This window comes from Bacillus sp. 05T21 (assembly GCF_056396785.1).
Genome location: NZ_JBFTMD010000009.1, coordinates 124628 through 151395, shown reverse-complemented (window position 1 = coordinate 151395; position 26768 = coordinate 124628). Strand labels below are relative to the sequence as shown.

Genomic DNA, 26768 nt, shown 5'->3' with positions numbered 1-26768 from the left:
ATGAGAGAGGAGCACATACCTATGCATCCATTTGTAAAGGCATTACAAGAGCATTTTACAGCTCATCAAAATCCCGAAAAAGCAGAACCGATGGCACGTTATATGAAAAATCACTTCCCGTTTCTCGGTATTCAAACTCCTGAGAGAAGACAGTTATTGAAAGACGTCATTCAAATACATACTCTCCCAGATAAAAAGGACTTCCAAATTATCGTGCGTGAACTTTGGGACCTACCAGAACGTGAATTTCAAGCTGCCGCACTCGATATCATGCAAAAATATAAAAAACACATAAATGAAACTCACATCCCATTTTTAGAAGAACTTATTGTCACAAAATCTTGGTGGGATTCTGTGGATTGCATCAGAAAACATATGGTTACAACGTGCCGCTATTTTATTCCAGCTGAAATATAAACAAAAAATGGATGAAGAACTCCTTTTCTGGATTATCGGTCAACTACATTCCTCAAAAGAATTTTTCATTCAAAAAGCAATTGGCTGGGTCCTTCGCGAATATGCAAAAACAAAACCAGATGTAGTATGGGAATACGTTCAAAACAACGAACTCGCTCCATTAAGTAAACGCGAAGCAATTAAGCACATTAAGCAAAATTACGGAATAAATAACGAAAAAATAGGCGAGACTCTATCCTAGATGGGCACGTTCCTCTATTGAGATTTAAAAAAGAACGTGTTAAAATATGTTCATTATTATTAATATAAGTAGCGATGACGGACTTATAAGTACTTGCATAAAAAGCGATTCAGGGATAGTGAAAGCCTGAAGCTGCGAGGAAACGGCAGTCTCGAGCAATACGTGATAAAGTGGATGCACATTTTGTGTATCAACTAGGGTGGAACCGCGGGCAAACGCTCGTCCCTAGGCGATTAAGCCTTGGGACGAGCGTTTTTTTATGTTTTTTAAAGCATATATTGCTCGTTTCCAAAGTACCCATCACGTCATCGCAAATACGTTAACTTTCAAAAGGAGGATTTTATTATGTATTCAATGGAACAAGTTGTAAACTTAGCGAAACATCGCGGTTTCGTTTTCCCTGGTTCTGAAATTTACGGTGGTCTTGCAAACACATGGGATTACGGTCCACTTGGAATCGAATTAAAAAATAACGTCAAAAAAGCTTGGTGGAAAAAATTCATTCAAGAATCTCCACACAACGTTGGTTTAGATGCTGCTATTTTAATGAACCCAAAAACTTGGATCGCTTCTGGTCACGTTGGTAACTTTAATGATCCAATGATCGACTGTAAAAAATGTAAAGCTCGTCACCGTGCTGACAAATTAATTGAAGATGCATTAGACGCAAAAGGTATCGAAATGGTCGTTGACGGTCTTACTTTCGACCAAATGGCTGACTTAATGAAAGAACATGAAGTAAAATGCCCAGATTGCGGTAGCCAAGAATTCACGGAAATCCGTCAGTTCAACTTAATGTTCAAAACATTCCAAGGTGTTACAGAGTCTAGCACAAACGAAATCTTCCTTCGTCCTGAAACTGCACAAGGTATTTTCGTAAACTTTAAAAACGTACAACGCTCTATGCGTAAGAAACTTCCATTTGGTATCGGCCAAATCGGTAAAAGTTTCCGTAACGAAATCACACCTGGTAACTTCACATTCCGTACACGTGAATTCGAACAAATGGAACTTGAATTCTTCTGTAAGCCTGGTGAAGATTTAGAGTGGTTCGCATTCTGGCGTGAAACTTGTAAAAACTGGTTACTTTCACTTGGTATGACTGAAGAAAGCATGCGTCTTCGTGACCACGGTGAAGACGAATTATCTCACTATAGTAACGCGACAACTGATATTGAATTCAGATTCCCATTCGGTTGGGGCGAACTATGGGGCGTTGCATCTCGTACAGATTTCGATTTAAAACGTCATATGGAACACTCTAACGAAGACTTTAACTATATCGATCCACAAACGAATGAGCGTTACGTACCTTACTGCATCGAGCCATCTCTAGGTGCAGACCGTGTAACATTAGCATTCTTATGTGATGCATATGAAGAAGAGCAATTAGAAAACGATTCTCGTACAGTTCTTCGTTTCCACCCTGCTTTAGCACCATATAAAGCAGCTATCTTACCATTATCTAAAAAGCTATCTGAAGGTGCTACTGAAGTATTCGCAGAACTAGCTCAAGACTTCATGGTAGACTTTGATGAAACTGGTTCTATCGGTAAACGTTACCGTCGTCAAGACGAAATCGGTACTCCATTCTGTATCACATACGACTTCGACTCTGTTGAAGACAAAGCTGTTACAGTACGTGACCGTGACACAATGGAACAAGTTCGTATGCCAATTAGCGAACTAAAAGGTTTCTTAGAGAAGAAAATCCAGTTCTAATTATAAAAAAAGAGGCAGCTCATCAGAGCTGCCTCTTTTCTATTTTTCACGTTTTTCTTTAATTGCTACTGTACATCTTGATATGCATAGTAAATCATCATTTTCATCAATGATGCGAATATCCCAAACCATTGTCGATTGTCCTCTATGTATCGGTGTTCCAATTGCTGTTACAATTCCATCTTTCTTTGAGCGAATATGATTTGCATTAATTTCTAATCCGAAACAAATACATTTTTCTTGATCAATTAAATTGTATGAACCAACACTTGCCACAGTTTCTGCTAATGCAACAGATGCACCGCCATGTAAAAATCCAAACGGCTGATGCGTACGTTCATCAACAGGCATTGTAGCAACTACTTTATCCTCTGTCATTTCTAACAACTCAATTCCAAGCGAATCCATTAAAGTTTTTGACATATCGTTTTCAACCTCTCTCCCTTTAGATCAAATGTATAATTTTACCTGTTTAATTTCAAACTACCTATAACACTTATATAAGGAGGTTTCACCTAAATGAAACAGAAATTTTGTATACTATTGCTTATGTTCTCCTTGCTGACTATTGTACCAAATTGTGCAATAGCAGCCAAAGCATCCAACCTGACAATCAATGTTAAGACTGTAACGCAAAAAGGTAAGAAACCTTATATAGAATATCAAATTAATAGGCCTTCCTTTCACAACTTTTCTGATTCGAAATTTCAAAATAAGCTGAATTCCTATTACAAAAACTCTACTACTAAATTTAAAAGTAAATTAGAAAAAGAAGCGAAGAAATATTATGAAGAAACAGAAGGATCTAGCAAACCTTTTCATCCATACGTTGCAAATGTTGACTATAAAGTAGCTTTAAACAAACCACCTTTCCTAAGTCTATATGTGAATTACTATCAATATACAGGCGGAGCGCACGGACTGTATACGTGGAAGGCAAATACATTTGATTTAAACGAAAAAAAATTATTACACTTAGACGATTTATTTCAACAAGAGGATACATATAAAGAAATAATTCGCACAGAGATTGTAAGACAAATTAAACAAAATGAAAGCATTTATTTTCCTGATGCAGTCGAAAAAGTAACGAGCACTAAAAAGTTTCACTACTTTTTAGAACCCGATAATCTTGTGATTTATTTCCCTTTATATGAAATTGCTCCTTATTCAAGCGGAATTCCGCAGTTTCGTATTCCATACACATTGCTTAGAGACTATTTAAAGCCTTCTTATCAAAATATTTTGATTGACAACAAGTAAATATTTTCGCTACGATAATGTTAACCTAAACACAACTGGAGGTTAACATTATGAAGAAGCTTCATGTTTTAGATTTAGCATTAGCTGCCATGTTCGTCGCTCTTATGGCTATTGGTGCAAATATTGTATCGTGGGCACCATTCTTACAAATAGCGGGCATTCCATTATCTATGCAACCGTTTTTCGCAATTTTAGCAGGTCTTCTTCTCGGGAGTAGACTTGGGGCATTATCAATGACTGTTTACATGCTTGTTGGAGTAGCAGGTGCGCCAATCTTCGCTAACTTCAAAGCTGGATTTGGAGCACTTTTAGATCCTACTGGTGGTTTTATTATCGCATTTATTATCGTTGCTTACGTATCAGGAAAACTAGTAGAACAAAAAGAACGACCAACATTCAGCACCTTTGCAATTTCTTCTTTCGTCGGAATCATTTTAACGTATATTATCGGTACTACTTATATGTACGGGGCAGTCAATATTTTCATGGGTGGTAATATGAGTTATAAAGCTGCCTGGATGATTATGATGTGGTTCGCAGTAAAGGATATTGCGTTTACAATTATCGGCGCTATTATCGCACCTCGCATATACTATGCTGTACGTCGTTCCGCTTATCAGCATTCTCATTCGACGATTTCATAATAAACAAGGAGCTGTTCCTATAGGAACAGCTCCTTGTTTATTATATTAAGACTCTTGCTTCATTTGCTCGTCTAAAACTTTCTTCATCATTACTAGCATATCATCACGTAATTCTGGGTGCTGCAATGCCATTTCAATTGTCGTTTGAACGAATCCTAATTTTTCACCAACGTCATAACGCTTTCCTTCAAAATCATATGCAAATACACGTTGAATTTCATTTAAGCTTTGAATTGCGTCCGTTAACTGAATTTCGCCACCCGCTCCAACTTGTTGCTGTTCCAAGAACATAAAGATTTCAGGAGTTAAAATGTAACGTCCCATAATCGCTAAGTTTGAAGGCGCAGTACCTTGCGCTGGTTTTTCAACGAATTTACGAACTTGATAACGACGTCCCTCTTGCTCTAACGGATCAATAATTCCGTAGCGATGTGTTTCTGCTTCAGGAACAGTTTGTACACCAATAACAGAAGAAAGTGTTTTGTCATACTCGTCCATTAATTGACGTAAACATGGTTTTTCAGCTTGAACGATATCATCGCCTAATAATACTGCAAACGGCTCATCACCAATGAATTTACGTGCGCACCAAACAGCATGTCCTAATCCTTTTGGTTCTTTTTGTCGAATGTAATGGATATCTACCATTTTAGAAGAAGCTTGTACTTTTTCAAGTAACTCATACTTTTTCTTCTCTAATAAGTTTTGCTCTAATTCAAATGCGTTATCAAAATGATCTTCGATAGAGCGCTTTCCTTTACCAGTAACGATAATAATATCTTCGATGCCTGATTTTACTGCTTCTTCTACGATGTATTGAATTGTTGGTTTATCTACAATTGGAAGCATTTCTTTTGGCATTGCTTTCGTTGCTGGTAAAAAGCGTGTTCCTAATCCCGCTGCCGGGATAATTGCTTTTCTCACTTTTTTCATGACAAATACCCTCGCTTTTCATTCTAATTCTCTTAGTAAAGTGCAAATTTATATCACTCGCTCGTAATAATCCTCTACATCAAACAAAACTACATGAAAAGAGGAGGCCGTTCTCCGTTCTCCTCTTTTCCTATCAGTAGCATTCTATTCTATTATAAACGATTCATAATATCTTCTTTAATAGTAAATAACTTTTGTTCACTATTTTGTAAGGAATCATCTTGTACACCAAAGTAGAATTTAATTTTCGGCTCTGTTCCAGATGGACGTAAGCAGAACCAAGAACCATCTTCTAATTGATATTTTAACACATTTGATTTCGGTAAGTGAATCTCTTCCTTATTTCCATCTTGTAACGTTGTAATGATGCTTTCTTTATAATCCTCCACTGCAACGACTGTTAAACCAGCTACTTCTTTCGGAGGATTCTCACGGAATGTTGCCATCATCTTTTGAATCTGTTCGGCACCATCTTTTCCTTTTAACGTTAACGATACAAGGTCCTCACGGAAGAACCCATACTTCTTAAATACTTCTAGCAGACCATCGTATAACGTTTTACCTTGTGATTTGTAGTATGCAGCTACTTCACATGCAAATAGGACGGATTGCACCGCATCTTTATCACGGCAGAATGGACGGATTAAATAACCGTAGCTTTCCTCATAACCGAATTGGAATTCATATTGTCCGCTTTCTTCATACTGTTTAATTTTTTCACCGATAAATTTAAATCCAGTTAACGTATCAACTGTATCTAAACCGTATGCTTTTGCGATTGTACGGCCAATTTCAGACGTTACGATTGTTTTTAAAACAACACCGTTTTCTGGAAGCGTTCCGTTTTCCTTCTTTTGTGATAATAAGTAATCAAGCATTAACGCACCTGTTTGGTTACCAGTTAATACTTGGAACTCACCAACGTGATTGCGAACTGCTACACCTAGACGGTCTGCATCAGGATCTGTTGCGATTAAAACGTCTGCGCCTACTTTTTCACCGTCGCGAATTGCATACTCAAACGCTGCATGCTCTTCTGGGTTTGGTGATTTTACTGTAGAGAAGTTTGGATCTGGTAACTCTTGCTCTTTTACAACAGTTACATCTGTAAATCCAACTTCTTCTAAACCACGGCGTACCGAAATATTTGATGTTCCATGCAATGGTGTAAAGACGATTTTTAAATCTTTTCCTACTTCTTTCACCATCTCTTTATTAATAATGACATTGTTCAATTCTGCTGCATAAGCATCATCTACTTCTTGTCCAATTATATGTAATAAACCGTCAGCTTTTAATTGCTCAACATCAGCAACTTCAACTGTTAATTCATTCTCTACTGCATTTACGTAGCTAATTAACTCATCAGCTTCCTTTGGAGGCAACTGGCCACCATCTTCACCATATACTTTATAACCATTATATTCGGGCGGATTATGGCTTGCCGTAAGAACGATTCCACTTGCTGTATGTAAATGACGAACTGCGAAAGAAAGCACTGGTGTTGGACGTAAGCTTTCAAATACATATGTTGTAATACCGTGTGCACCAAGAGTAGCAGCTACTTCCATTGCGAATTCAGGTGATTTATGACGAGAATCATACGCGACAACAACACCGCGTTTTTTCGCTTCTTCACCTAATTTTTCAATAAACATAGCTAATCCTTTTGTTGCTTTACGAACTGTATATACATTTAAACGGTTCGTACCAGCACCAAGTTCACCACGCATACCACCTGTTCCGAACTCTAGATTTTTATAAAAGCTATCCTCGATTTTCTTCTCATCTTGCTTCATGTTTTCTAGCTGTTCTTTTAATTCTGCGTCTAATTCTGCATATGAAAGCCAGCGACTAAATTCTTGTTTCCAATTCATACTTCCATCTCCTCTCGCCTGTCGTACCTTCATTATATGAAAAAAACAACCTGAATCTCAATATTTTTTAAAATCTAGCAGGATTTTACTATAAATATTTGTATACACTATGGTTAAATACTCCACCAAAGGGAATGAGGATTATGCAAGAATGGGGCTTGTCAGAAGAGCTCAAAATAAAAACAAAGCAGATGATTGAAATTGCTGAAAAAGAATTATCAAACATGAAGCATGCAATCGATAAAGAAGATGAATGTATTTTATGTAAAATGGAAGATATTCATCATATGTTAACAAATGTCCAGACGTTAGCAGCTACATATTATATTCAAGCATATTTATCACCTTATACAGAAAGTTCACATTTCATCACTACAGCTGTCCAACATTTAAGCGCTCGAAAACACGGTGCTCTTATTATTGTGGAACGAAGTGACGCTCTTGATTCTTTCATTCAAACTGGAACGACATTAAACGCACACTTAACCGCACCACTACTTGAATCGATTTTTTATCCAGGGAACCCTCTTCATGACGGAGCCGTTCTCATTAAAAATAATCATATTGTCTCAGCAGCTAATATTCTTCCATTAACAAAAAGCATGGAAATCAATCCTGAGCTAGGAACACGTCATAGGGCTGCAATTGGCTTATCCGAGAAAATTGATGCACTTATATTAGTTGTCTCTGAGGAAACAGGGCGTACTTCATTCGCTTTAGGCGGGACGTTATATACGATTTCTTTATAGGACGAATCTTTCACTATGTAGCACTTTTTGGAACGGTAAAATAATAATGAAATTATATCAACCGTAACTCCAAATATATCGACGTTTCGACAAGGAGTATCGACTTACCGACAAAAACTTACAATAGTCATACCATATCAATAAGAAAAGGCTATCCCAAAAATTTGAGACAGCCTTTTCTTCAAAAATTATTCTTCTCCGAAACGCTCAACAAGTGTTGCAAGTGTACGCACCATTGCACCTGTTGCTCCAGATGGTCCTAAATCATGTGCTCCTGATGTTTCAGATGTTCCAGCGATGTCTAAGTGTACCCATGGTGTTTCTTCTGCAAATTCACCAATGAATGTCCCAGCCATAACCGCATGTCCTTCACGGCCTGGTGAGTTATTTAAATCAGCAAATTTACTGCTTTTGACACGTTCTTTATCACGTTCAAAAATCGGCAATTGCCAAATTGGCTCATCCGTTTCCATAGAAGCCTCTAACACTTGTTCAAACAATTCTTCATTATTTGTCATCGCGCCTGTTGTATGATTTCCAAGTGCAACAATTACACCGCCTGTTAATGTTGCAACATCAACTAAGTAATTTGCGCCAAGTTTCTTCGCATACGTAATACCGTCAGCTAACGCTAGGCGACCTTCTGCATCTGTATTTAATACTTCAATTGTTTTTCCGCTCATAGATGTAATCACATCATCTGGCTTAAATGCTGTACCACTTACAACGTTGTCAGTTGATGGAATAACAGCAATTACATTTTGCTCAGGGCGAAGTTCACCGATAATCTCCATCGCGCCAAGAACAGCTGCAGCGCCGCCCATATCACCTTTCATACCAACCATGCCTTCACGTGGTTTTAAAGAATAACCGCCTGTATCATATGTAATCCCTTTTCCAACAAATCCAATTACATCTTTCCACTCTTCTTTTCCTTTATAAATAAGAGCGATCATTTTTGGAGGTTCAGTAGATCCTTGGTTTACTGCAAGTAATGCACCCATACCAAGCTCTTCCATCTCTTCTTTCTCAAGAACCTTATAATCCATATCGTATTTTTCTGCTAATTCAACTGCATACTCAGCAAGCTTTGTCGCTGTTAATACGTTTGGCGGCATATTTACAAGCGTACGAGCTGAATTCGTTGCACGTCCATGTACGTATCCTACCGTTAATGCTGCTTCAATTTCTTGTGCATCTTCTGCTGTAATAGCCGTAAACTTCTCTAATTCTACACGATCCTTTTTATCTGTTTTATACGTTTGTAATTCATATGTACCAAGACCTTGTACTTCTGCCGCAATATGAGCTACATCAATCACATCTAATTTATCTGTCACGAAAGAATCAAGTAAGATTGCTGCATCTTGTACTTTTGCTGCTTGTAACGCTTTAAACGCCTTACCAAGAGCCGCACGTAACGTTTCTGTTGTATATGACTCTTTCTTACCTAAACCAACAAAATAATAACGTTTAACATTTGTTTTTCCTAAGCTATGTACTTTTGAAATGGCTTTCTTCTTAGTTGAAAGTTCTTTTTCTTCTAATAAAACTTGTAATTGTCCTTCAAACGCTTTATCCAGTTCTTGTACAAAGCTACTCGTTTTATCTTCTTCAAATAAGGCAACAATTACCGCTTCATGACTTACTAATTCTTTTTGTACTTGAAACATGTTCAGACCCCCTAAATTTCTCTACGTCCATTATAACTTTATTTTCGATAAAATGCGACAATTCTAAATTCTGTTATTTCATATAAAGTGAAACTTTAATCAGCCCGCACCAATCGGGCGTTTACGGGCAGCAGGGCTCCCCCCTAACTTCTTTGCCCCAGCTGAATTTTTAGGTGGGAGTTTTACCGGCCGCAAATAGCAGGATAAAGATACTATCTCCAATATCTTCTATGGTGAAATAAGACAAGAAAAAAGTCTAGCGTTATTGCCACTAGACTATCTTTGTTTTAAATATTGTCCACGAAACACTTGCATCGTTTCGTCTTGATTTAACATCGTTAACTCTTCTTCCGAAAACTTACCATTTCCTATTTTCACTATATACACATTTACTTTTTTCTTACCCCATTGGCTATAAACATCTTTCACCGTATCATAATATAAATCGAGACGATTTCCTTTTATAGCACCGCCCTTATCAGCTACAACACCATATCCGTAACCTGGCACGAATAGAATTGTCCCAAGCGGGAATACGCGTAAATCGGCAGCGATTGTGGAATATAAATCCCTTTTTGCTTTAACACCTGAATATGTAATGCCATACTCTGGATGCCCCGGCCTCTTTCCAGTTGACTCTATACCTGATGTATAACCAGTTGCAGTCATTTCTATAACACGATATTTAGACCAGTCATTTGCCTGTTCTAAAGCATTTATCACTTCTTTACTCGGAGCAACTTTTTTCTCAATTTCTGCTGCATGTACTTCTTTTACACTTGTTCCTTCATATGATCTTATAATCTCTAATAAAGAAACTCCTGTGAAAGCCTGCCATGTTACGCATAATGCGAATGCAAGTAAACAAGTCATCATAATGCGAATACAATATCGTTTTAACATTTTTATATTCCACACTCCTTCATCGTTAATCATTCCCTATACGATGAAGGAATATGCAAAAAAATAATCTCCAAATTGATTGGAGATTAAAACATTTGATATCCACTTTTTCGAAGTTTTTTAATTATGATTCCTGCTAAAGTAGCACCTACTAATCCAGTAGATAGAATAAACACATCTGCGTGTCCTAAATGCGATACACTTGTCCCAAATGAAGAAAATGTTTCTTTTGGCTTTGAAAAATAGTCCCATACACTCGCTTTATTAATAATAAGCATACAAATAATTGGATATACAATAACCATTACCCACGTAGCTCGCAAAATCATGTTGAGTAAAAATCCAATTCCAAAAAATAAAATAAAGAACAACATCATTGAAATAAGTAGTACCGGTATACTCACTTCTTCTCCCTCTCCTTCGCATACGCCGTAAACACATGATAAGCCGTATAACCAAATTGCTCTCCTGGATTTAATGTTTTGTCCATTTCAAAATGCGACTCTGCTCTTCCTTCTAATAAATATTTGATGAGTACAGAAGTATTTTGATCATCTGCAATATTTTCCGGATGTAAAAAAGCTACTTCCGACAATTCTTTCTCCTGTACGATAACTTCTTCTCCCTCTGGCTCTAGAAGAAAAATAATCATATTATCACTAATTTCATTATGAATAACACCTGAGCGAATACCAATGATCCCCTTTACATGAGCAACAATGCCTGTCTCTTCCAATATTTCACGTTTCACAGCTTCATCAACAGTCTCGCCTTCATTAACAAAACCAGCAGGTAAAGACCATTGCCCTTTCAATCCACCGTATTTTTTCTTAACGAATAGCCATCTCCCATCTTCTGTAGCTACTAAGCCACTGACAGCTAACCACACTTTCCCTCGCTTCCCCATGATGTAACCTCCTCCATCAAAACGAACAGAATATTCTTTCTTTTTGTTTATTATACTATATTTTCAATACGAAAAAAGCAGAAACAGCTCATAGCCGTTTCTGCTTTTTCTACTATATATTAAAAGAACTTCAATTTACCTTTTTTAAGAACTAATAAAGGTCCGCCTAGTAAGAATAAGTAACGGTTGTCAATTACTTTCTTCATGAATGAAGCTTTCCAACCTGTTAACTTTTTGCCCATAACAACGCCCATTGCATCGTCATGACCTAATGAACATACAGATCCTTTATTATCAAATGCGAACTTTTTCATTTCACCTTTGCTGCGAACTAACACAGTTAAATTGTGTGCAATATTATAACCTTCTTGAATTGCAATCTGTGCTGTTGGTGGGTATGGACGGTTAATTTCTTCGTTGATGATTAACGCTGCATCACCAACCATGAATACATCTTCATGACCTGGAGCGTGCATGTACTCATCCACTTTAATACGTCCGCGCATTGCTTCAAATCCAGACTCTTCCACAATACCATTACCACGAACACCTGCAGCCCAAACTACAGTTTCAGACTTAAGAAGTTCAGCATCATCACCGTTGGCAACGATAATACCTTCTTCAGTTGCTTCCTTAATTGCTGTACCGATGCGGAATTCTACACCTTTTTTCTCAAGTTGTTTTACAGCGTACTCTACTAATGCTGGATCGAAACCAGGAAGTGCTGTTGGAGCAGCTTCTACACAGATGATACGTGCTTTTTCACGTGGAACATCATACTCTTTGCAAAGTTCAGGAATACGGTTTGCAAGCTCACCTACGTACTCGATACCAGTAAATCCAGCGCCACCAACAACGATTGTTACTAACTCATCACGTTTTTCAGTCGCATATTGAGCGAATTTTTCTTCCATATGCTCACGAATTTGACGAGTTGCATTAATGTTAGTGATTGAGAATGCATGCTCTTTTAATCCTTTAATTCCGAACGTTTCTGATTCGAAACCAAGACCGATTACTAAGTAATCATACTCTAATTCACCATCTTTTAAGATAATACGTTTTTCAGCAGCTTTAATCTCTACTACTGTATCTTGTACAAAGTTCACTTTATTTGTATCGATAACGTCTTGAATATCTAGACAGATTTTATCATCTTGTAATGTACCAGCTGCACTCTCATGTAACCAAGTTGCTTGGTAGTGATAGCTGTTGTTGTTTACTAACGTAATTTCAGCTTCACTTACAGATAATGTTTTTTGCAGACGAACAGTCGTAATCATCCCGCCATAACCTGCACCTAAAACTACGATTTTTGGAGTCTTCACTAAATCACAACCCTTTTCTTTATATAATAGTAATAAAAAATAATACCAAGTACTAAAAACTCTATTTGTCAAGAATGTGGAATTTATCACATTCTATATCATAACAAAACGCAGTCAAAAAATCGTACGAAATTTGTCATAGAAATTTAACATAATACTTCCCTATATTAGTCGGTTTCATTCCATAATTCAAGCACCTAGAGAATTATCAATATTTTAAAATAACATAGCGTTTTCAAGGGTTTTTCAGCCTTTTTTTCATGTATTTTCCTTTCGCTATATTTTATACAATTCTAAAACATCTATGCGCAAACTTACTTATTATTCAGTCGTTTCCAGAAGTATTATTAACTGAAATATGCTATCATTTATTTGAAAGTGTCATCATTTGCAGGATTTTCATGTACATATGAACAATATATGAAATCAATATTAAAATTCCATCATCTATAGGGGGAATGAAAATGACAGAAAATCAAAAAGTTTACGACATAACGATTATTGGTGGTGGCCCAACAGGACTATTCACCGCATTTTATGGCGGAATGAGACAAGCAAGTGTAAAAATTATTGAAAGCTTACCTCAACTTGGAGGGCAATTATCCGCACTATATCCCGAAAAATATATTTATGATGTAGCTGGATTCCCAAAAGTGCGCGCACAAGAGTTAGTTGATAACTTAAAAGAACAAATGAAAAAGTTCGATCCAACTGTTTGCTTAGAAGAAGCTGTTGATACGCTTGAAAAACAAGCTGACGGTATATTTAAACTTGTTACAAATAAACAAACTCACTACTCTAAATCTGTCATTATTACTGCTGGTAATGGTGCTTTCCAACCACGCCGCTTAGAATTAGAAGGCACAGCAAAATACGAAAAGAAAAACTTACATTATTTCGTTGATGATATGAATAAATTTGCTGGAAAACGCGTCGTTGTATTCGGCGGTGGTGACTCAGCAGTAGATTGGACAATGATGTTAGAACCGATTGCGGACAAAGTTACAATTGCTCATCGCCGCGATAAATTCCGTGCACATGAACATAGCGTAGAAAGCTTAATGAATTCCCGTGCAGAAGTAAGCACACCTTACGTTCCAGTTGAACTTATCGGTGATGATACTATTGAACAAGTTGTTCTTCAGCACGTAAAAACAGAAGAAAAAATTATCATCGATGTTGATGACGTAATCGTAAACTACGGCTTCGTTTCTTCACTTGGTCCAATTAAAAATTGGGGCTTAGATATTCAAAAGAACAGCATCCTCGTGAACTCAAAAATGGAAACAAATATTCCTGGCATTTACGCTGCTGGTGACATTTGTACATATGAAGGAAAAGTAAAACTCATTGCTTGCGGCTTTGGTGAAGCACCGACAGCAGTAAACAATGCAAAAGCTTACTTCGATCCAAACGCAAAACTTCAACCAATGCATAGCTCAAGTATGTTTTAATATAGAAATGAAAAGAGCTCCTTTTACGTGAAAGGAGTTCTTTTGTTATAAAGATCCCTAATCCAAATTACCTCTCTTTCTTCACAGCTATGTACTTTAGAAAAAAATACCACATACTCCTAAAATATGTTACAATAAAACAGAACGTACGTTTCATTCAATGGAGGGGAATTTTATAATGAAAGAACCTATTATCATTAAGAAAGAAGCTTTCCAAGCAATCGGCGTTTCTATTACGACGACAAATGAGAAAGAAGCATCTACTGAAGGAAAAATCCCACAACTTTGGAACCAATACTTCCAAGAACAAATCATGCATCACATCCCAAATCAACAAACAAAAGAAACATTCGCTTTCTACTCAAACTACGAATCAGATGAAACTGGTACATATCAATTTACTATTGGCATGCCTGTTTCTTCATTAGAAGACGTTCCTGAAAATATGATAACTTTAACAATACCTACTGCTACGTATGCGGTATTTACAACGAGAAAAGGTCCTGTGTCTGAAGTCGTTTGTGAAGCTTGGGAATATATTTGGCAATGGTCGAAAGAAAACAAGCGTGCTTTTACAACAGACTTTGAGCTTTATGACGAAAATGCAGTAGATCCAAATAACGTACAAGTGGATATTTATATTGCCTTAGCGTGAATGACAAAAAAGAAGATACCCTTTGGTATCTTCTTTTTTGTCGTTAAATAGCCACTGTGCAAATTCATTATTATTGTCTACAATGAGAAAGTGCAGTATAGAAATATTAGAAACTGTATAAAGTGAAACTATACTCAGTGGGGGTTTTTGTTCATCCCCCACTGAGTATTAGCCTTCACCAATCGGGCGTTTACGGGCAGTTGGTCTCCCACCTAACTTCTTTGCCCTATCCCAATTTTGAGGTGGGAGTTTTACTGCCCGTTAACGCGGGATAAAACGATTGTTAATAGGTTTTTTAGTCTAAATTTGGTACATAGAAAGGAAGCAATATGGAGGAACTACAACAAAATAAATCTGCTTTAGAAGGAAGCGGAAAACCGTTATTAAAAAATACGAACTTCCTTTTTCTTTGGGCAGCTACTCTCTTTTCAAGTTTTGCTTTAGCCTTTTTTACTTTTTCACAAACATGGTACATAGCAAAAACATTAAACCTTGAGGCTTCACTCGGTATTGTTTTCGTGGCTCTTAGTGTTCCAAGACTCATCTTTATGATTATCGGCGGAGCATTAGCTGATAAATTCCCGAAAAAAAATATTATGTTTTACTCTAATATTATTCGCGCTATTCTTGTCGCAACCATTCTCACCTGGTTCATCGTCGGTGATGTAACACTATATACATTTGCTTTGTTCGCTTTATTCTTCGGACTTGCTGACGCTTTCTTCTGGTCAGCAGATGGATCTATTCTGCCTGAACTTGTAGAAAAAAGCCGTTTAACACAAGCAAATTCACTTACTCAAATGACAAACCAAGCATCTGTCATTTTAGGACCTGTACTTGGCGGTATTCTCATTAAATTTACGAACTATGAAACGATTTTTTCAATTACAATCCTGCTACTCATTATCGCTGCGATACTCGTTCAAAAAATACAATTTACAGTACCCGAAAAAAATGAAACAGATAAAGGCATGTTTACTTCTATTAAAGAGGGAATTTCATATGTAAAAGAATCACCATTTCTTTCAACTTTCCTTATATGTAGCGCCTTTTTAAACTTATTTTTAATCGGCCCAATGCAAGTAGGCTTCCCGCTCTTCGTCAAAAACGTCCTGCACGGTGATTCACTTCAGTTTAGTTACTTAGAAGCGTCTGTTGGCGGCGGGATGGCGATAGGAGCTGTCATTGTCGGATTAAAAAACATTAACCGCAGACGTGGTCTATTTTGTATTATCATGATGCTACTGTCTGGTGTATTCTTCCTAGCCATCAACTTTAGCACCGTACTTTGGCAAGCGTTATTAGCTGGAATGTTTTACGGTATTACAATTGCGATGGCTATCGTTCCACTTATGGCAATGATTCAATCAACAGTAAAAGAAGAGATGATGGGACGCGTGATGAGCTTACTCATGCTTTCATCGATGGGATTCATTCCGCTCTCTTACGCATTTACATCGCTTGCACTTGGGATAGGCATTCCAATTGTAACGGTTATGAAAAGCGGTGCAATCGCTGTTATCGTCTTTGTACTATTTGTAGCAATTCGTGTTCCAGTTGTAAGAAAGTTCGATTAGCTACTTGGAGTCATGTATTATACGCATGGCTCCTTTTTAAATGGATCGAATAACGATATCCCCTTACTCCGCCTCAAAGCCGCTCCCCACTCTAATCCAATTTCTAAAAATAAATCTCGCATCGTACTATACAATAATGCTCCAACATCTTTACGAATTTCTCCGTACTTATACGCTCTCACAACACTTTTCACCCTCCAAATTAAATTTCCACACACTTCTTCATCAGCTAATATTCCCTCTAATAAAGCACCTTGCTCTAGTAATCCGCTCTTTTTATAAGCAAGTTCCACCTTACTCCAAAATATATTAATCTTCTTCGGATTACTCGTCATCGGCACCAGTGCGTATATAAAAGGCTTCGGTATATCGTGACGACAATACGTTTCATCAAGCTCGTACGTTACTTTTCTTTTCTCTTTTATTTGTGGAATGTTTTTAGAAAGAATTGTTTCCCCCTCATTTTTTTGCTCATTTCCACTACAGCCATCTGTACGATCATCACTTTCACATGCGGACATTTTCATACGGTCATCCATGCGGTCAATTGCAGATTTAAGAAATACATATAAGTTTGCACTATATCCCCCGCGCTTATATCTTTCTTTTGTCGCAACACGTTTTATAATTCCTAGTTCCTCTAACTTTGCAATCGAGCGGCGTACCGTACGAATACTCTTTCCAACATTTGTAGCAATCGTCTCCATTAACGGACAAGCAACTCCCACTGTTTTCTGTTTCTCATTCACTGCATACTTTCCTAAAAAATGAATAATGATAGCATCCGTTTTATTCAATTGAAATCGATAGCACTTCAAAACTTGTTTTTGATATGTATTAAACTCTTCTTTACTTCGAAATTGACTATATGGTTTCATTAAATTATATAAGCTTCCCATTTTTATCACCTCACTTATAGGTAAGAAATAGGAAGAGAAATTGGCGTGATATTTAATATTTTTTATCCCGCATTAACGGACAGTAAGACTCCCACCTCCAGATTCGGCGAATGCGAGGAGGTTACTGCCCGTAAAAGCCCGATTGGTGAAGGCTAATAATCAGTGGGGGATGGACAAAACCCCCACTGATTAAAATTTAACTTTATTGGAGATGAAAATATGATTGTAATTAGTGCTTGTTTAGGTGGTATTACTTGTCGGTATGACGGTAACGATAATCTCGTTTCAAAAATAGAAGAGTTATTACAAAGGGAAGATACCATCCTCGTTTGTCCCGAAGTATTAGGCGGTTTACCAACACCACGCCCTTCTGCTGAAATTATCGGCGGTAATGGCGATGATGTTTTAGATGGAAAAGCAAAAGTAATGACGAAAGAAGGACAAGATGTCACGGAAGCTTTCGTGCGTGGTGCTTATAAAGCATTAGAACAAATAAAAGATTTAAACCCAGAATATATAATTTTAAAAGAACGCAGTCCATCTTGTGGTAGTTCTACTATTTACACAGGGGAATTTAACGGCAATAAACAAACTGGTTACGGAGTGACAACTGCTTTATTTAAAAGAAACGGATTTAAAGTCATTTCAGAAGAGGATTTTGAAAGTAAAAAAAGGAATTGACCCTGTTCRTCAATTCCTTTTCCATCTGTCTTATTTCACACCTAATTTTTCTTTCACTTTCGCAGGAAGCTCGTCTTTCTTCACTTCTTCCCAAGCAGATACACCCTTTTTATCTGAATGATATACACGTAGGAATGCTTCTTTACGAAGATTTTTTTGCGCTATGAATTCTAATTCTTTCTCTTTACCGTCTTTATCAAAACCAGTTAGTTTATATTCGTAATCTTTAAACTTCTCACCATTATCAGCTTTACTATGATATTCTTTTCCATCTACTGTAATTTGAACGTAATACTCATCTTTACCCATACGGTTTAAATCACAGCCAACTAATAGGCTTGCAAATACGACTAAAATACTAAAAAGTGCAATATATCTTTTCAATTCCTTCACCTCATATGTTTTTCTTATATTGTTATCTTAAGGCCTTCGCTTTAAAGAAGAAATTCAAAAACATGACATAAACATTACACTTTTGTAAGATAGTAAATTAAAACTTTAATCAGTGTTTTTTCATTGAAAACGTTATTGACACTCATCTAGCCTAGTCATGACAATCTATTAACGCCAATAACGTCTTCCACGCCAATTTTTCCACTTGTCACGAATCTTATCACGTAATTTCCTTATACCGCTTATTACACCTTCTATTACGCACTCTATTATGATATCTATTACAATGTAACTTACAAATCTAGTTATAGGTTTAATCACATATCTTCCTACGAATTCAAAAATATCGTCGATCTTGCATCCCCTTCTTCTTGCATATATTCGTTATCTTTGTCATGCTCTTTTTCTTTTTAGCGCAAAAGAAAAGACCTTCCTAACGATTTGGCTTCATCGCTAAGAAGGTCTTTATATGCAACCTACCCATTCAATTTCCACTTAGAATAAAGGGATGAAAAAACTTAGCAATCTTCTGGCTTACCAGCATTCGACGCTGTACGGAAAGATGATCCGCATCCACATGATGCGATCGCGTTTGGATTGTCGATTGTGAATCCGCCGCCAAGCATAGATTGCTTATAGTCAACTTTCACTCCCTTTACAATCGGAGCACTTTCTTTATCGATAACAAATTCAACACCGAAAAACTCAAGAACTGTGTCGTCTTCTTTTGGTTCTACTTCAAATCCTAAGCCGTAAGAAAGACCACTACATCCGCCGCCATGTACAGCAAGGCGCACGTACTTCTCTCCATCTTCAGCATCTTTTAACATATCTTTAATTTGAAAAGCTGCTTGTTCTGTTACTTCAATCATGAAATACACCATCCTTTCTGTTCTCATTCTATTATACATCTTTACGCTTCTATCTTGTACTCATACACTCCGCGGCAAATTATTTCCGCAGGTCCTTTCATTAATACATTTCCTTCTTCTGTCCATGCGATCATTAAGTCGCCGCCTGCTAAGTGAACCGTAATTTCTTTACCGTGTTCCATTTTCCCATTTAAAATTGCCGCAACGACAGCTGCGCATGCTCCTGTCCCGCAAGCTTGTGTTACACCAGATCCTCGTTCCCAAACGCGGAAATTCATCTCTTCATCATTCAAAATCTCGATGAATTCAACATTCACTCGCTCTGGGAACATTTCATGCGTCTCAAGAACCGGTCCTAACGTTGTAAGAGGCGCTTTTTCTACATCATCAACAAAAATAACCGCATGTGGATTCCCCATTGAAACAGCTGTAAATGCATAACGGTGATTATTGTATAAGAAGTTTTCACGAATAAATGGTGTTTCTCCTTCACCAAGCATCGGTATCTCTTCACGTGTTAAACGAGGTGCTCCCATATCGATTTTCGCTAATGTAACTTTGTCATCTTCTACCGTTACTTCTGCCGTAACAATACCAGCTAACGTTTCAATTGTGAAAACTTTACCTTCTACTAGTTTATGCTCATACGCATATTTCGCTACGCAGCGTAAACCATTTCCACAGCTCTTTCCTTCTGAGCCATCGTTATTAAACATGCGCATTTTTACTGGTGCCACGTCAGAAGGACAAATTAAAATCATTCCATCTGCACCAATACCAGTATTAATATTTGAAACCTTTTCCGCTACAATTGCTAAATCTTCTTCTCTAATTTGTTCCTCAAACATATTTACATATATATAACTATTTCCAAGACCATGCATTTTTGTAAAAGAAAATTGGCTCATTTTTATTCACTCCAAAAGTAATTTATTATTTCAAGTATAAAATGCATGCTTTTAGAACACAATATGAATGTCCCCCGTTTCTCATATTTGACAGTGTTTTGGCAATAGGCCGTTCTTACACAAATCGTGTAAGAAAAAAGCCCTTCTAAAAGGGCTTTTTTTTTTCGAAATAAACACTCCTAATAAAGTGAAACTTTAATCAGTGTGGGACGGGCAACAGGGCTTCAACCTAACTTCTTTGCTTCAGCTGAATTTTGAGGTGGGAGCCTTACTGCCCGCAAATAGCGGGATAAATGAAAAAAGAAAAACGTTGCCTGTTTGCAACGCTTTAAAACATTGGATTTTCATCCATATAATCATATACATTATTTACAAGTTCTTCTACTGTTGCACCTTGTACAACTTCACCATTTACAAGTGCAAATGGACCTTCAAAACAGATGCCACAATATCCTAAACAACCATATTCCATTACGTCTAAATTAGGATCTTTTTCTAATTTTTCTAAAGCTGCTTGCGAACCGCTTGCAAGGTTACCTACACAAAATTCGATTAATGGTTTAATCAAAACTCTCTCCCCCCTGTATCTCTAAACAAATTACCATTTACTTTATATGGTATGTGCATACCTAATTTGCGAAACGGATAAGTAACCCTCTCTACTTGTTACCATTCCACTTTATTTATAAGAAGAAAACTAAGCTGTTTCTTGTTGTTTTCGTTATATATTCTAAACTATTTAGTTACTTCACTATTTCACTTCATAATAGATGGTCTTCTTTATATAACATACTACTCATAATGAAATAGTAAATAGTAACTAGAAAATGAAAACCATTTACTTTACTTTTCTTCTTATTGTACAACAGAGTATTCATTCATGCATTGTTATTTGTTCACAAATTCGATATAATTTGATTGTGTAAAGTCAAAATATTTTATTAATATAAAATTGTATGATTAGGGGATATTTCAACAGAAAAGGGGTAATCCATCATGAAACACCTCGTACTACTAGGTGGTGGCTACGGTGGAATGAGAATTCTGCAGCGGCTACTTCCAAGCAACCAACTTCCAGATGATGTACAAGTGACATTAATCGACAAAGTACCATATCATTGCTTTAAAACTGAATATTATGCATTAGTTGCGGGTACAATTTCAGAAACGCATATTCGCATACCGTTTCCTGAGCACCCACGTCTCAATATTCAATACGGAACAGTAACAAATATTGACCTCGAAACGAAAGCCGTTCATCTCGATGGCGGTGAAACGATTCAATATGATGATTTAATTATCGGGCTTGGCTGTGAAGATAAATATCATAACGTTCCTGGGGCAAAGGAATATACACATAGCCTACAATCAATTGAACAAACACGTAAGACATATGAACAATTAAATAGCTTAGAACCAAATGCAACAGTAGCTGTCGTTGGGGCTGGTTTAAGCGGCGTTGAAGTGGCAAGTGAACTTCGCGAAAGCCGTTCAGATTTAAAAATCTATTTATTTGATCGAAAAGATAGAATTTTATTCCCATATCCAGAGAAATTAAGTAGATACGTAGAAGAATGGTTTGTAAAACATAAAGTTACCATTATACGAAACTCTAACATTACAAAAGTGGAACCAAACATTGTATACAACCATGATGAACCACTTGAATGTGATGCAATCGTCTGGACAGCTGGTATTCAAGCAAATGAAGTTGTTCGAAACCTTCCAGTTGAACAAGATGGTAGCGGACGGGTTGTTTTAACGAAATATCACAATATTCCAAACAATGAGCACGTTTATGTCGTAGGAGATTGTGCAGCACTTCCACACGCACCATCTGCTCAACTTGCTGAAGGTCAAGGAGAACAAATTGTCCAAATATTATTAAAACGTTGGAATAATGAACCCCTTCCTGATGAACTGCCTGTTATTAAATTAAAAGGTGTTCTCGGTTCTCTCGGTAAAAAACACGGATTTGGTTTACTAGCAAACCAACCATTAATGGGACGTGTACCGAGATTATTAAAATCCGGTCTTCTTTGGATGTACAAATATCATAACGGTTAATACTTTAAAGGCTGCCTACATAGTAGACAGCCTTTTTCTATTCATTTTTTGTAACTACTCAGTCATTCTATGAAAAACCGAAAGAAAAGCATTTTTTTAAATGGTCGAGAGGGACTGGCTATGTATAGGATCCGTCAGTGCCTTTTCCTGCCACGCGCAAAGTTTTAAAACAAAGAAAAAAGATGTTCCTTCTAAAGAGACTTTATTTTTCTATTTCTCTCCCTTTTTGATACGATATAACTAGAATCAGAAAGGAGCAATTTATGTTTATATTAAAAGACATCACATATAAAGATATTCTACACATTCCTTATTTACAGATTCAAAAAGAAAAAACAACTTGTATTATCGGTGAAAGTGGTAGTGGTAAAAGCACATTACTTCGCATGTTAAACGATTTACAATCACCAACATCTGGCACAATTGAGTATAACGGAAAATCTATTTTAGATTATCCTCCCATTCAATTACGCCGTGAAGTTGTCATGCTCGGACAAACTCCGCCTATTTTTGATGGAACAATCAAAGATAATTTATTAATGGGACTTAGATTTTCTGAAAAGCCATTTCCAAATGACGACGCCCTGCAAGGCGCATTAACGACTGTTAGCCTAGATAAAAAATTAGAAGATAACGCCTCTTCTTTATCAGGCGGCGAAAAACAAAGACTTGCTTTCGCTCGTATTATACTAATGGATCCGCCCGTCTATTTATTAGATGAACCAACTTCGGCACTAGATGGTGACACAGAACGCCGCGTTATGAAACAATTCACTCTACTGGCAAGAGAAAAGAAAAAAACAGTTATCTTCATCACGCACTCGCAACAACTTCCGGAAGAAATTGCAGACGATATTATTGAAATTAGTAAAACAAACGGTGCAACTAGAAAGGAAGTGCTATCAATTGAAGGGCGTTATTGAACTACAAATTTGGCAACTTGCAGCTGCATATATTTTCATCCTTATTTTAATCGGGCTTGTGAAATTAAAAGGAATACCGCGTGAGAAACAAATTACAATTGCTACATTACGTATGACGATTCAGCTTGTACTAGTTGCATATGTTCTTACATACATATTTGAAAATAGTAATCCGTTTTATACAATAGCTCTCATTACTTCTATTACTACATTTGCTATTTTGAACATTTATAAACGAATAAACCTTCCTATGTCAAAAGAATTAAAAAGAGTTGCTGCCATTTCCATGATTGCTGGATCAATTGGCCCTCTTCTACTATTTATCTTTGTCATTATTCGACACGATCCTTGGTATGCTCCGCAGTATATCGTTCCTATTGCCGGCATGCTAATCGGTAACGCTATGACAGGTATTTGCCTCGGGGCAAACACCTTTTTAAACAGTATGAAATCACAAAGAGACCATATTGAAGGTGCACTTATGCTTGGCGCAACTCCAAAACAAGCAGCTGCTCCGCTCATACGGGACGCTTTCGATTCTGCTATTTTACCAACAATTAATTCCATGGTCGGAATGGGAATTATAAGTCTTCCAGGCATGATGACAGGACAAATTTTATCCGGTGTATCACCATTTACAGCTATCCAATATCAAATTGCGATTATACTTGGCATTTCTGGAAGTACAGCTTTCTCTGTTATTATCTTCTTACAGCTTGGGTATAAAACGTTCTTTAATAAGCGGTGCCAGTTGAAAGAAGTTGAAGTACAATCATAAAAAAAACGCTCTGCAAGTTACTTACAGAGCGTCTTTTTTCTTTGCTAATCTTACGCTTTCTTAACGAACTGTGATTTTAACTTCATAGCTCCGAAACCATCGATTTTACAATCAATATCGTGATCTCCCTCAACTAGACGGATACTCTTTACTTTCGTACCAATCTTTACAACTGAAGAAGTTCCTTTTACTTTTAAATCTTTAATTACAGTAACAGCATCGCCATCTTGAAGAACGTTTCCGTTCGCATCTTTTACAACTTTTGCACCATCATTACTTTCAGCTTCCGCTTCTTGCCCCCACTCATGGGCACATTCTGGACATACGAAAAGAGCGCCATCCTCATACGTATATTCTGAATTACATTTTGGACAATTTGGTAAAGTAGCCATAAATTCATTTCCTCCGTTCATTATTTATACGTAAAAATCAAATCGAATTTTTACATGTCGATAAATAAAATTTGTATAGCATTTCTTTATACTGCCATAGTCTCACGTTATTGACAAGCCTACCTCAAATTCTCACTTTTTATTGTATTTTACAAAATTTCAATTAGTATGGCGTTTGTTTACTAATGTTTTTCTCTTCTTGTTACATATCCTTTCTCATAAATAAAAAGAAGAATCTTCATTAGACTCTTCTTTTTGCGATACATCATTATCTATTTATATTAATACCAGGCATTTTCTTCAATATAAAATTGATACTCTTCTGCTTCTTCTTCATTTAACTTTTTATCGTTTAAATAAATTTCTTTCCATTCAAATCTCTGTTTATCTAAATACACAGCGAACTTAACCTTTACATCCTTTTTTTCCTCATAATCATAACCAGTAAATTCTACTATATCAAAACGTCCTTCTTTTTTTACATACGTCCATTTTGGATCATCAGTAAAAACTTCCAATGTAATCCCTTCATCACTTAAACGAATTACATCTTTTATATTCGGTTCCGTCGGTAAATACGATAACCCGTAACCAGCTGCACCAAATACTACAAATAATAACGCATTTAATCCAAGCATACTCCCAACATGAGTGCCACCCTTTGTTTGGAAGTAATAATTGTGTTGTGCATCAGATAACTCTTTTGCCTTATGTAAAACGCGAACTGTATGCTTGTAATATAAACGATTCCCTTGCCATCCAGTAAATAGCATAGTTCCGAAATAAACAATAAAATCGATCCACATCGGGATATCTATAAAAACAGAGGTAATTAAAGTAGGAACTCCTACTAATGCAATAATAATAAATAATTTATACATCTTGCGATAAGCTAACCACAATAATGGGAAGAAAAAGGCTATCCAGTTCCAACTATTTCCCTTCTCGGGATCTTTTGCTTTCCCCCACTTAAAGTCGTAATATGCAGTATTATTTCTCACAACTTTATGTAACTCTTTAGGAGCTATCGCTTCTTGTAAAACAGTGTCCTTCACGTACATCATCCTTCTCTTATTTCTATATAATTTTTATTGTAAAGAAATAAAACAAAGGAATCTAACAAAAAGTAGTTATATTTCATAAAAATGAACAAAAATCGAATACATTCCGACAATTATCCATTCTATATTCCATTTTACTATTAAATATATTAGAATACTCATATATAAGACATTTAATACACTATGTTAAACATTTCGTGTATTCGCAAAAAAAGATGTATCAAAATCATTTTGACACACCCTTCTCCTATTATATAAACTACTATTGTAATATGACCTAGCCTAAAACCTCGACTTAAGAGACTTCACAAATTAGCTTTCTACTATTTCAAACATATTTCCACTTACACAACTATCCCACATTCCCCTTCACTTTCTCAATAACATCTTCTATACGCTTAGCTATACATTCCGGCTCCCAATCTCCCTCACCGTGCATTGCCGTATAAACTGGACAATTCTCATCATTACTATCTACAAAGATTGGGTCCCCAAGATATGAATCTATTCCAATTACAATCCATCCTTCTTTCCAATCTCCTTCTTCATTCCCGATTAAACTTTGACCTTCATCATCAACGCTATAACCAAGTTGTCCTTCTTCTATTTCTTCACTATTAAATAGTTCTATTGTCATTGGTTCAAATTCATACTCTAACTCAATTTCATTATCCTCAGCACGATCTACATATGCTAACAGTTGTTTAATTTTATTGTGGTTAATCATGATATCTTCCCTCTCTATTGCGCAATATTTTAATTAACTATAATATACAAAATAAAGTTTATAAAACTATTATTTGAGGTGACCAAATATGAAGACTACACTTTGGACAGAAGATGACTATTTAAAATTAGCACCTATTAACGACGAACTAATAAAAAAAGCAGAAGAAGTACTAAACGTAAAGCTCCCAGAATCGTACATAAATCTTCTAAAAGAACAAAACGGAGGAACTCTTCGATTAGATGCTCATCCTACTTCAGAGCCAAATTCTTGGGCAGACGATCACGTTAATGTTTCTGGATTATATGGCATTTCTTTTGATGAAAATGAGTCTAGTATTTTAGAGAGCCATTATTTAATTCAGGAATGGGACATGCCTGAGAATATCGTGCTTTTATCTGGTGACGGACATACGTGGATTGCACTAGACTATCGAAACGTAGCTGAAAATCCTCCAGTTATATTTATCGATAATGAGTTTGAGGAAATTATTGAATTAGCACCTAATTTTGAAAGCTTCTTACAAAACTTAACTACATACAATTATGATGAAGATGAAGAGTAAACCTATCTCTAAAGGAGTGCGCAATGGTGTAAGATTTCATTATAAAGTGAAACTTTAATCAGTGGGGGTTTTGTTCATCCCCCACTGATTATCAGCCCGAACCAATCGGACTTTTACGGGCAGCCCGACTCCCATCTAACTTCTTTGCTCCAGCCAGAT

29 protein-coding genes and 1 pseudogene are annotated in these 26768 nt (G+C 36.5%); 13 read left to right on the top strand and 17 right to left on the bottom strand.

The features are described from left to right. Positions 1–658: pseudogene (locus AC1DKZ_RS17930) on the top strand (DNA alkylation repair protein). A gap of 345 nt (positions 659–1003) precedes the next feature. Continuing rightward, on the top strand, positions 1004–2380 hold the full coding sequence (locus tag AC1DKZ_RS17925) for a glycine--tRNA ligase (RefSeq protein ID WP_113938358.1): 1377 nt from the start codon (positions 1004–1006) through the stop codon (positions 2378–2380). 39 nt (positions 2381–2419) lie between these two features. Here the strand turns inward: AC1DKZ_RS17925 and AC1DKZ_RS17920 are convergent, their stop codons facing one another. Then, a complete protein-coding gene (locus tag AC1DKZ_RS17920) occupies positions 2420–2803 on the bottom strand; it encodes a hotdog fold thioesterase (protein ID WP_404441858.1) in 384 nt (127 codons plus the stop codon). A 96-nt stretch (positions 2804–2899) separates the two neighbouring features. Here AC1DKZ_RS17920 and AC1DKZ_RS17915 point away from each other — a divergent pair, with 96 nt between their 5' ends. Together AC1DKZ_RS17915 and AC1DKZ_RS17910 are read left to right on the top strand one after the other, a co-directional pair. Continuing rightward, entirely contained in the window at positions 2900–3643 is a 744-nt protein-coding gene (locus AC1DKZ_RS17915; protein WP_476996766.1) for a DUF3298 and DUF4163 domain-containing protein, read from the top strand. Between the two features lie 50 nt (positions 3644–3693). Next, positions 3694–4287 carry a biotin transporter BioY gene (locus AC1DKZ_RS17910; RefSeq protein ID WP_002015867.1) on the top strand — a complete coding sequence of 198 codons (594 nt, stop codon included), beginning with the start codon at positions 3694–3696 and terminating at the stop codon, positions 4285–4287. Positions 4288–4332: 45 nt separating this feature from the next. Here AC1DKZ_RS17910 and galU read toward each other — a convergent pair whose 3' ends face one another. Both galU and AC1DKZ_RS17900 read right to left on the bottom strand, forming a co-directional pair. Next, the gene (galU, locus tag AC1DKZ_RS17905) at positions 4333–5220 is read right to left on the bottom strand and encodes a UTP--glucose-1-phosphate uridylyltransferase GalU (protein WP_002015869.1); all 888 of its coding nucleotides are present in this window, start codon (positions 5218–5220) and stop codon (positions 4333–4335) included. A 152-nt stretch (positions 5221–5372) separates the two neighbouring features. Continuing rightward, positions 5373–7097, bottom strand: coding sequence for a phospho-sugar mutase (locus AC1DKZ_RS17900; protein ID WP_476996765.1), 1725 nt, complete (start codon positions 7095–7097; stop codon positions 5373–5375). Between the two features lie 143 nt (positions 7098–7240). On the opposite strand from AC1DKZ_RS17900, the gene cdaS reads away from it, so the two are divergent. After that, positions 7241–7846, top strand: a complete 606-nt coding sequence (cdaS, locus tag AC1DKZ_RS17895; RefSeq protein WP_002067925.1) for a sporulation-specific diadenylate cyclase CdaS — start codon at positions 7241–7243, stop codon at positions 7844–7846. 188 nt (positions 7847–8034) lie between these two features. Here the strand turns inward: cdaS and pepA are convergent, their stop codons facing one another. From pepA to AC1DKZ_RS17870, 5 genes are all read right to left on the bottom strand, one after another. Continuing rightward, complete coding sequence (gene pepA / locus AC1DKZ_RS17890) at positions 8035–9519, bottom strand: cytosol aminopeptidase (protein WP_476996764.1); 1485 nt, start codon at positions 9517–9519, stop codon at positions 8035–8037. Between the two features lie 276 nt (positions 9520–9795). Then, positions 9796–10422 carry a 3D domain-containing protein gene (locus tag AC1DKZ_RS17885; protein WP_002143595.1) on the bottom strand — a complete coding sequence of 209 codons (627 nt, stop codon included), beginning with the start codon at positions 10420–10422 and terminating at the stop codon, positions 9796–9798. Positions 10423–10508: 86 nt separating this feature from the next. Further along, a complete protein-coding gene (locus AC1DKZ_RS17880; RefSeq protein WP_476996763.1) occupies positions 10509–10826 on the bottom strand; it encodes a YuiB family protein in 318 nt (105 codons plus the stop codon). Further along, positions 10823–11329 (bottom strand): NUDIX hydrolase, encoded by a 507-nt coding sequence (locus AC1DKZ_RS17875; RefSeq protein WP_476996762.1) that lies wholly within the window; start codon positions 11327–11329, stop codon positions 10823–10825. The genes AC1DKZ_RS17880 and AC1DKZ_RS17875 overlap by 4 nt, the downstream gene beginning before the upstream one ends. A gap of 119 nt (positions 11330–11448) precedes the next feature. Next, positions 11449–12657: an NAD(P)/FAD-dependent oxidoreductase gene (locus AC1DKZ_RS17870; RefSeq protein ID WP_476996761.1), complete on the bottom strand. Its 1209-nt coding sequence runs from the start codon at positions 12655–12657 to the stop codon at positions 11449–11451. Between the two features lie 464 nt (positions 12658–13121). Between AC1DKZ_RS17870 and AC1DKZ_RS17865 the strand changes: the two genes are divergently transcribed. The 3 genes from AC1DKZ_RS17865 (at position 13122) to AC1DKZ_RS17855 (ending at position 16343) form a co-directional block, all read left to right on the top strand. Next, a complete protein-coding gene (locus AC1DKZ_RS17865; protein WP_061690105.1) occupies positions 13122–14111 on the top strand; it encodes an NAD(P)/FAD-dependent oxidoreductase in 990 nt (329 codons plus the stop codon). A 178-nt stretch (positions 14112–14289) separates the two neighbouring features. Then, complete coding sequence (locus tag AC1DKZ_RS17860) at positions 14290–14766, top strand: GyrI-like domain-containing protein (RefSeq protein WP_476996760.1); 477 nt, start codon at positions 14290–14292, stop codon at positions 14764–14766. A 329-nt stretch (positions 14767–15095) separates the two neighbouring features. Then, a complete protein-coding gene (locus AC1DKZ_RS17855; RefSeq protein ID WP_002015879.1) occupies positions 15096–16343 on the top strand; it encodes an MFS transporter in 1248 nt (415 codons plus the stop codon). A 17-nt stretch (positions 16344–16360) separates the two neighbouring features. On the opposite strand, the gene AC1DKZ_RS17850 is transcribed toward AC1DKZ_RS17855, so the two are convergent. After that, a complete protein-coding gene (locus AC1DKZ_RS17850) occupies positions 16361–17242 on the bottom strand; it encodes a helix-turn-helix domain-containing protein (RefSeq protein WP_476996759.1) in 882 nt (293 codons plus the stop codon). Positions 17243–17461: 219 nt separating this feature from the next. Here AC1DKZ_RS17850 and AC1DKZ_RS17845 point away from each other — a divergent pair, with 219 nt between their 5' ends. Then, entirely contained in the window at positions 17462–17923 is a 462-nt protein-coding gene (locus tag AC1DKZ_RS17845) for a 2-thiouracil desulfurase family protein (RefSeq protein WP_476996758.1), read from the top strand. Between the two features lie 30 nt (positions 17924–17953). On the opposite strand, the gene AC1DKZ_RS17840 is transcribed toward AC1DKZ_RS17845, so the two are convergent. The 5 genes from AC1DKZ_RS17840 to AC1DKZ_RS17820 form a co-directional block, all read right to left on the bottom strand. Further along, a complete protein-coding gene (locus AC1DKZ_RS17840; protein ID WP_061690102.1) occupies positions 17954–18307 on the bottom strand; it encodes a YxeA family protein in 354 nt (117 codons plus the stop codon). A 177-nt stretch (positions 18308–18484) separates the two neighbouring features. Further along, the gene (locus tag AC1DKZ_RS17835) at positions 18485–18670 is read right to left on the bottom strand and encodes a hypothetical protein (RefSeq protein ID WP_242247796.1); all 186 of its coding nucleotides are present in this window, start codon (positions 18668–18670) and stop codon (positions 18485–18487) included. A gap of 164 nt (positions 18671–18834) precedes the next feature. Then, positions 18835–19188 carry a HesB/IscA family protein gene (locus AC1DKZ_RS17830; RefSeq protein ID WP_002034566.1) on the bottom strand — a complete coding sequence of 118 codons (354 nt, stop codon included), beginning with the start codon at positions 19186–19188 and terminating at the stop codon, positions 18835–18837. A gap of 41 nt (positions 19189–19229) precedes the next feature. Beyond that, positions 19230–20096, bottom strand: coding sequence for a diaminopimelate epimerase (gene dapF, locus AC1DKZ_RS17825; RefSeq protein ID WP_002015893.1), 867 nt, complete (start codon positions 20094–20096; stop codon positions 19230–19232). 328 nt (positions 20097–20424) lie between these two features. Further along, positions 20425–20664, bottom strand: coding sequence for a YuzB family protein (locus AC1DKZ_RS17820; protein WP_002015892.1), 240 nt, complete (start codon positions 20662–20664; stop codon positions 20425–20427). A 428-nt stretch (positions 20665–21092) separates the two neighbouring features. Here AC1DKZ_RS17820 and AC1DKZ_RS17815 point away from each other — a divergent pair, with 428 nt between their 5' ends. The 3 genes from AC1DKZ_RS17815 to AC1DKZ_RS17805 all read left to right on the top strand — a co-directional run bounded on the left by AC1DKZ_RS17815 (position 21093) and on the right by AC1DKZ_RS17805 (position 23864). Beyond that, positions 21093–22163 (top strand): NAD(P)/FAD-dependent oxidoreductase, encoded by a 1071-nt coding sequence (locus AC1DKZ_RS17815; protein ID WP_002015890.1) that lies wholly within the window; start codon positions 21093–21095, stop codon positions 22161–22163. Positions 22164–22426: 263 nt separating this feature from the next. Further along, complete coding sequence (locus tag AC1DKZ_RS17810) at positions 22427–23086, top strand: ABC transporter ATP-binding protein (protein ID WP_002034567.1); 660 nt, start codon at positions 22427–22429, stop codon at positions 23084–23086. Beyond that, positions 23070–23864, top strand: a complete 795-nt coding sequence (locus AC1DKZ_RS17805) for an ABC transporter permease (protein ID WP_476996757.1) — start codon at positions 23070–23072, stop codon at positions 23862–23864. The genes AC1DKZ_RS17810 and AC1DKZ_RS17805 overlap by 17 nt, the downstream gene beginning before the upstream one ends. A 50-nt stretch (positions 23865–23914) precedes the next feature. On the opposite strand, the gene phnA is transcribed toward AC1DKZ_RS17805, so the two are convergent. The 3 genes from phnA to AC1DKZ_RS17790 form a co-directional block, all read right to left on the bottom strand. Beyond that, the gene (gene phnA / locus AC1DKZ_RS17800) at positions 23915–24256 is read right to left on the bottom strand and encodes an alkylphosphonate utilization operon protein PhnA (protein ID WP_002089332.1); all 342 of its coding nucleotides are present in this window, start codon (positions 24254–24256) and stop codon (positions 23915–23917) included. Between the two features lie 281 nt (positions 24257–24537). After that, a complete protein-coding gene (locus AC1DKZ_RS17795) occupies positions 24538–25311 on the bottom strand; it encodes a DUF2628 domain-containing protein (protein ID WP_427279135.1) in 774 nt (257 codons plus the stop codon). A 358-nt stretch (positions 25312–25669) separates the two neighbouring features. Further along, positions 25670–26044: a hypothetical protein gene (locus tag AC1DKZ_RS17790; RefSeq protein ID WP_219301056.1), complete on the bottom strand. Its 375-nt coding sequence runs from the start codon at positions 26042–26044 to the stop codon at positions 25670–25672. Positions 26045–26132: 88 nt separating this feature from the next. Between AC1DKZ_RS17790 and AC1DKZ_RS17785 the strand changes: the two genes are divergently transcribed. Then, entirely contained in the window at positions 26133–26609 is a 477-nt protein-coding gene (locus AC1DKZ_RS17785; RefSeq protein WP_219301055.1) for an SMI1/KNR4 family protein, read from the top strand. Positions 26610–26768: the final 159 nt, after the last annotated feature.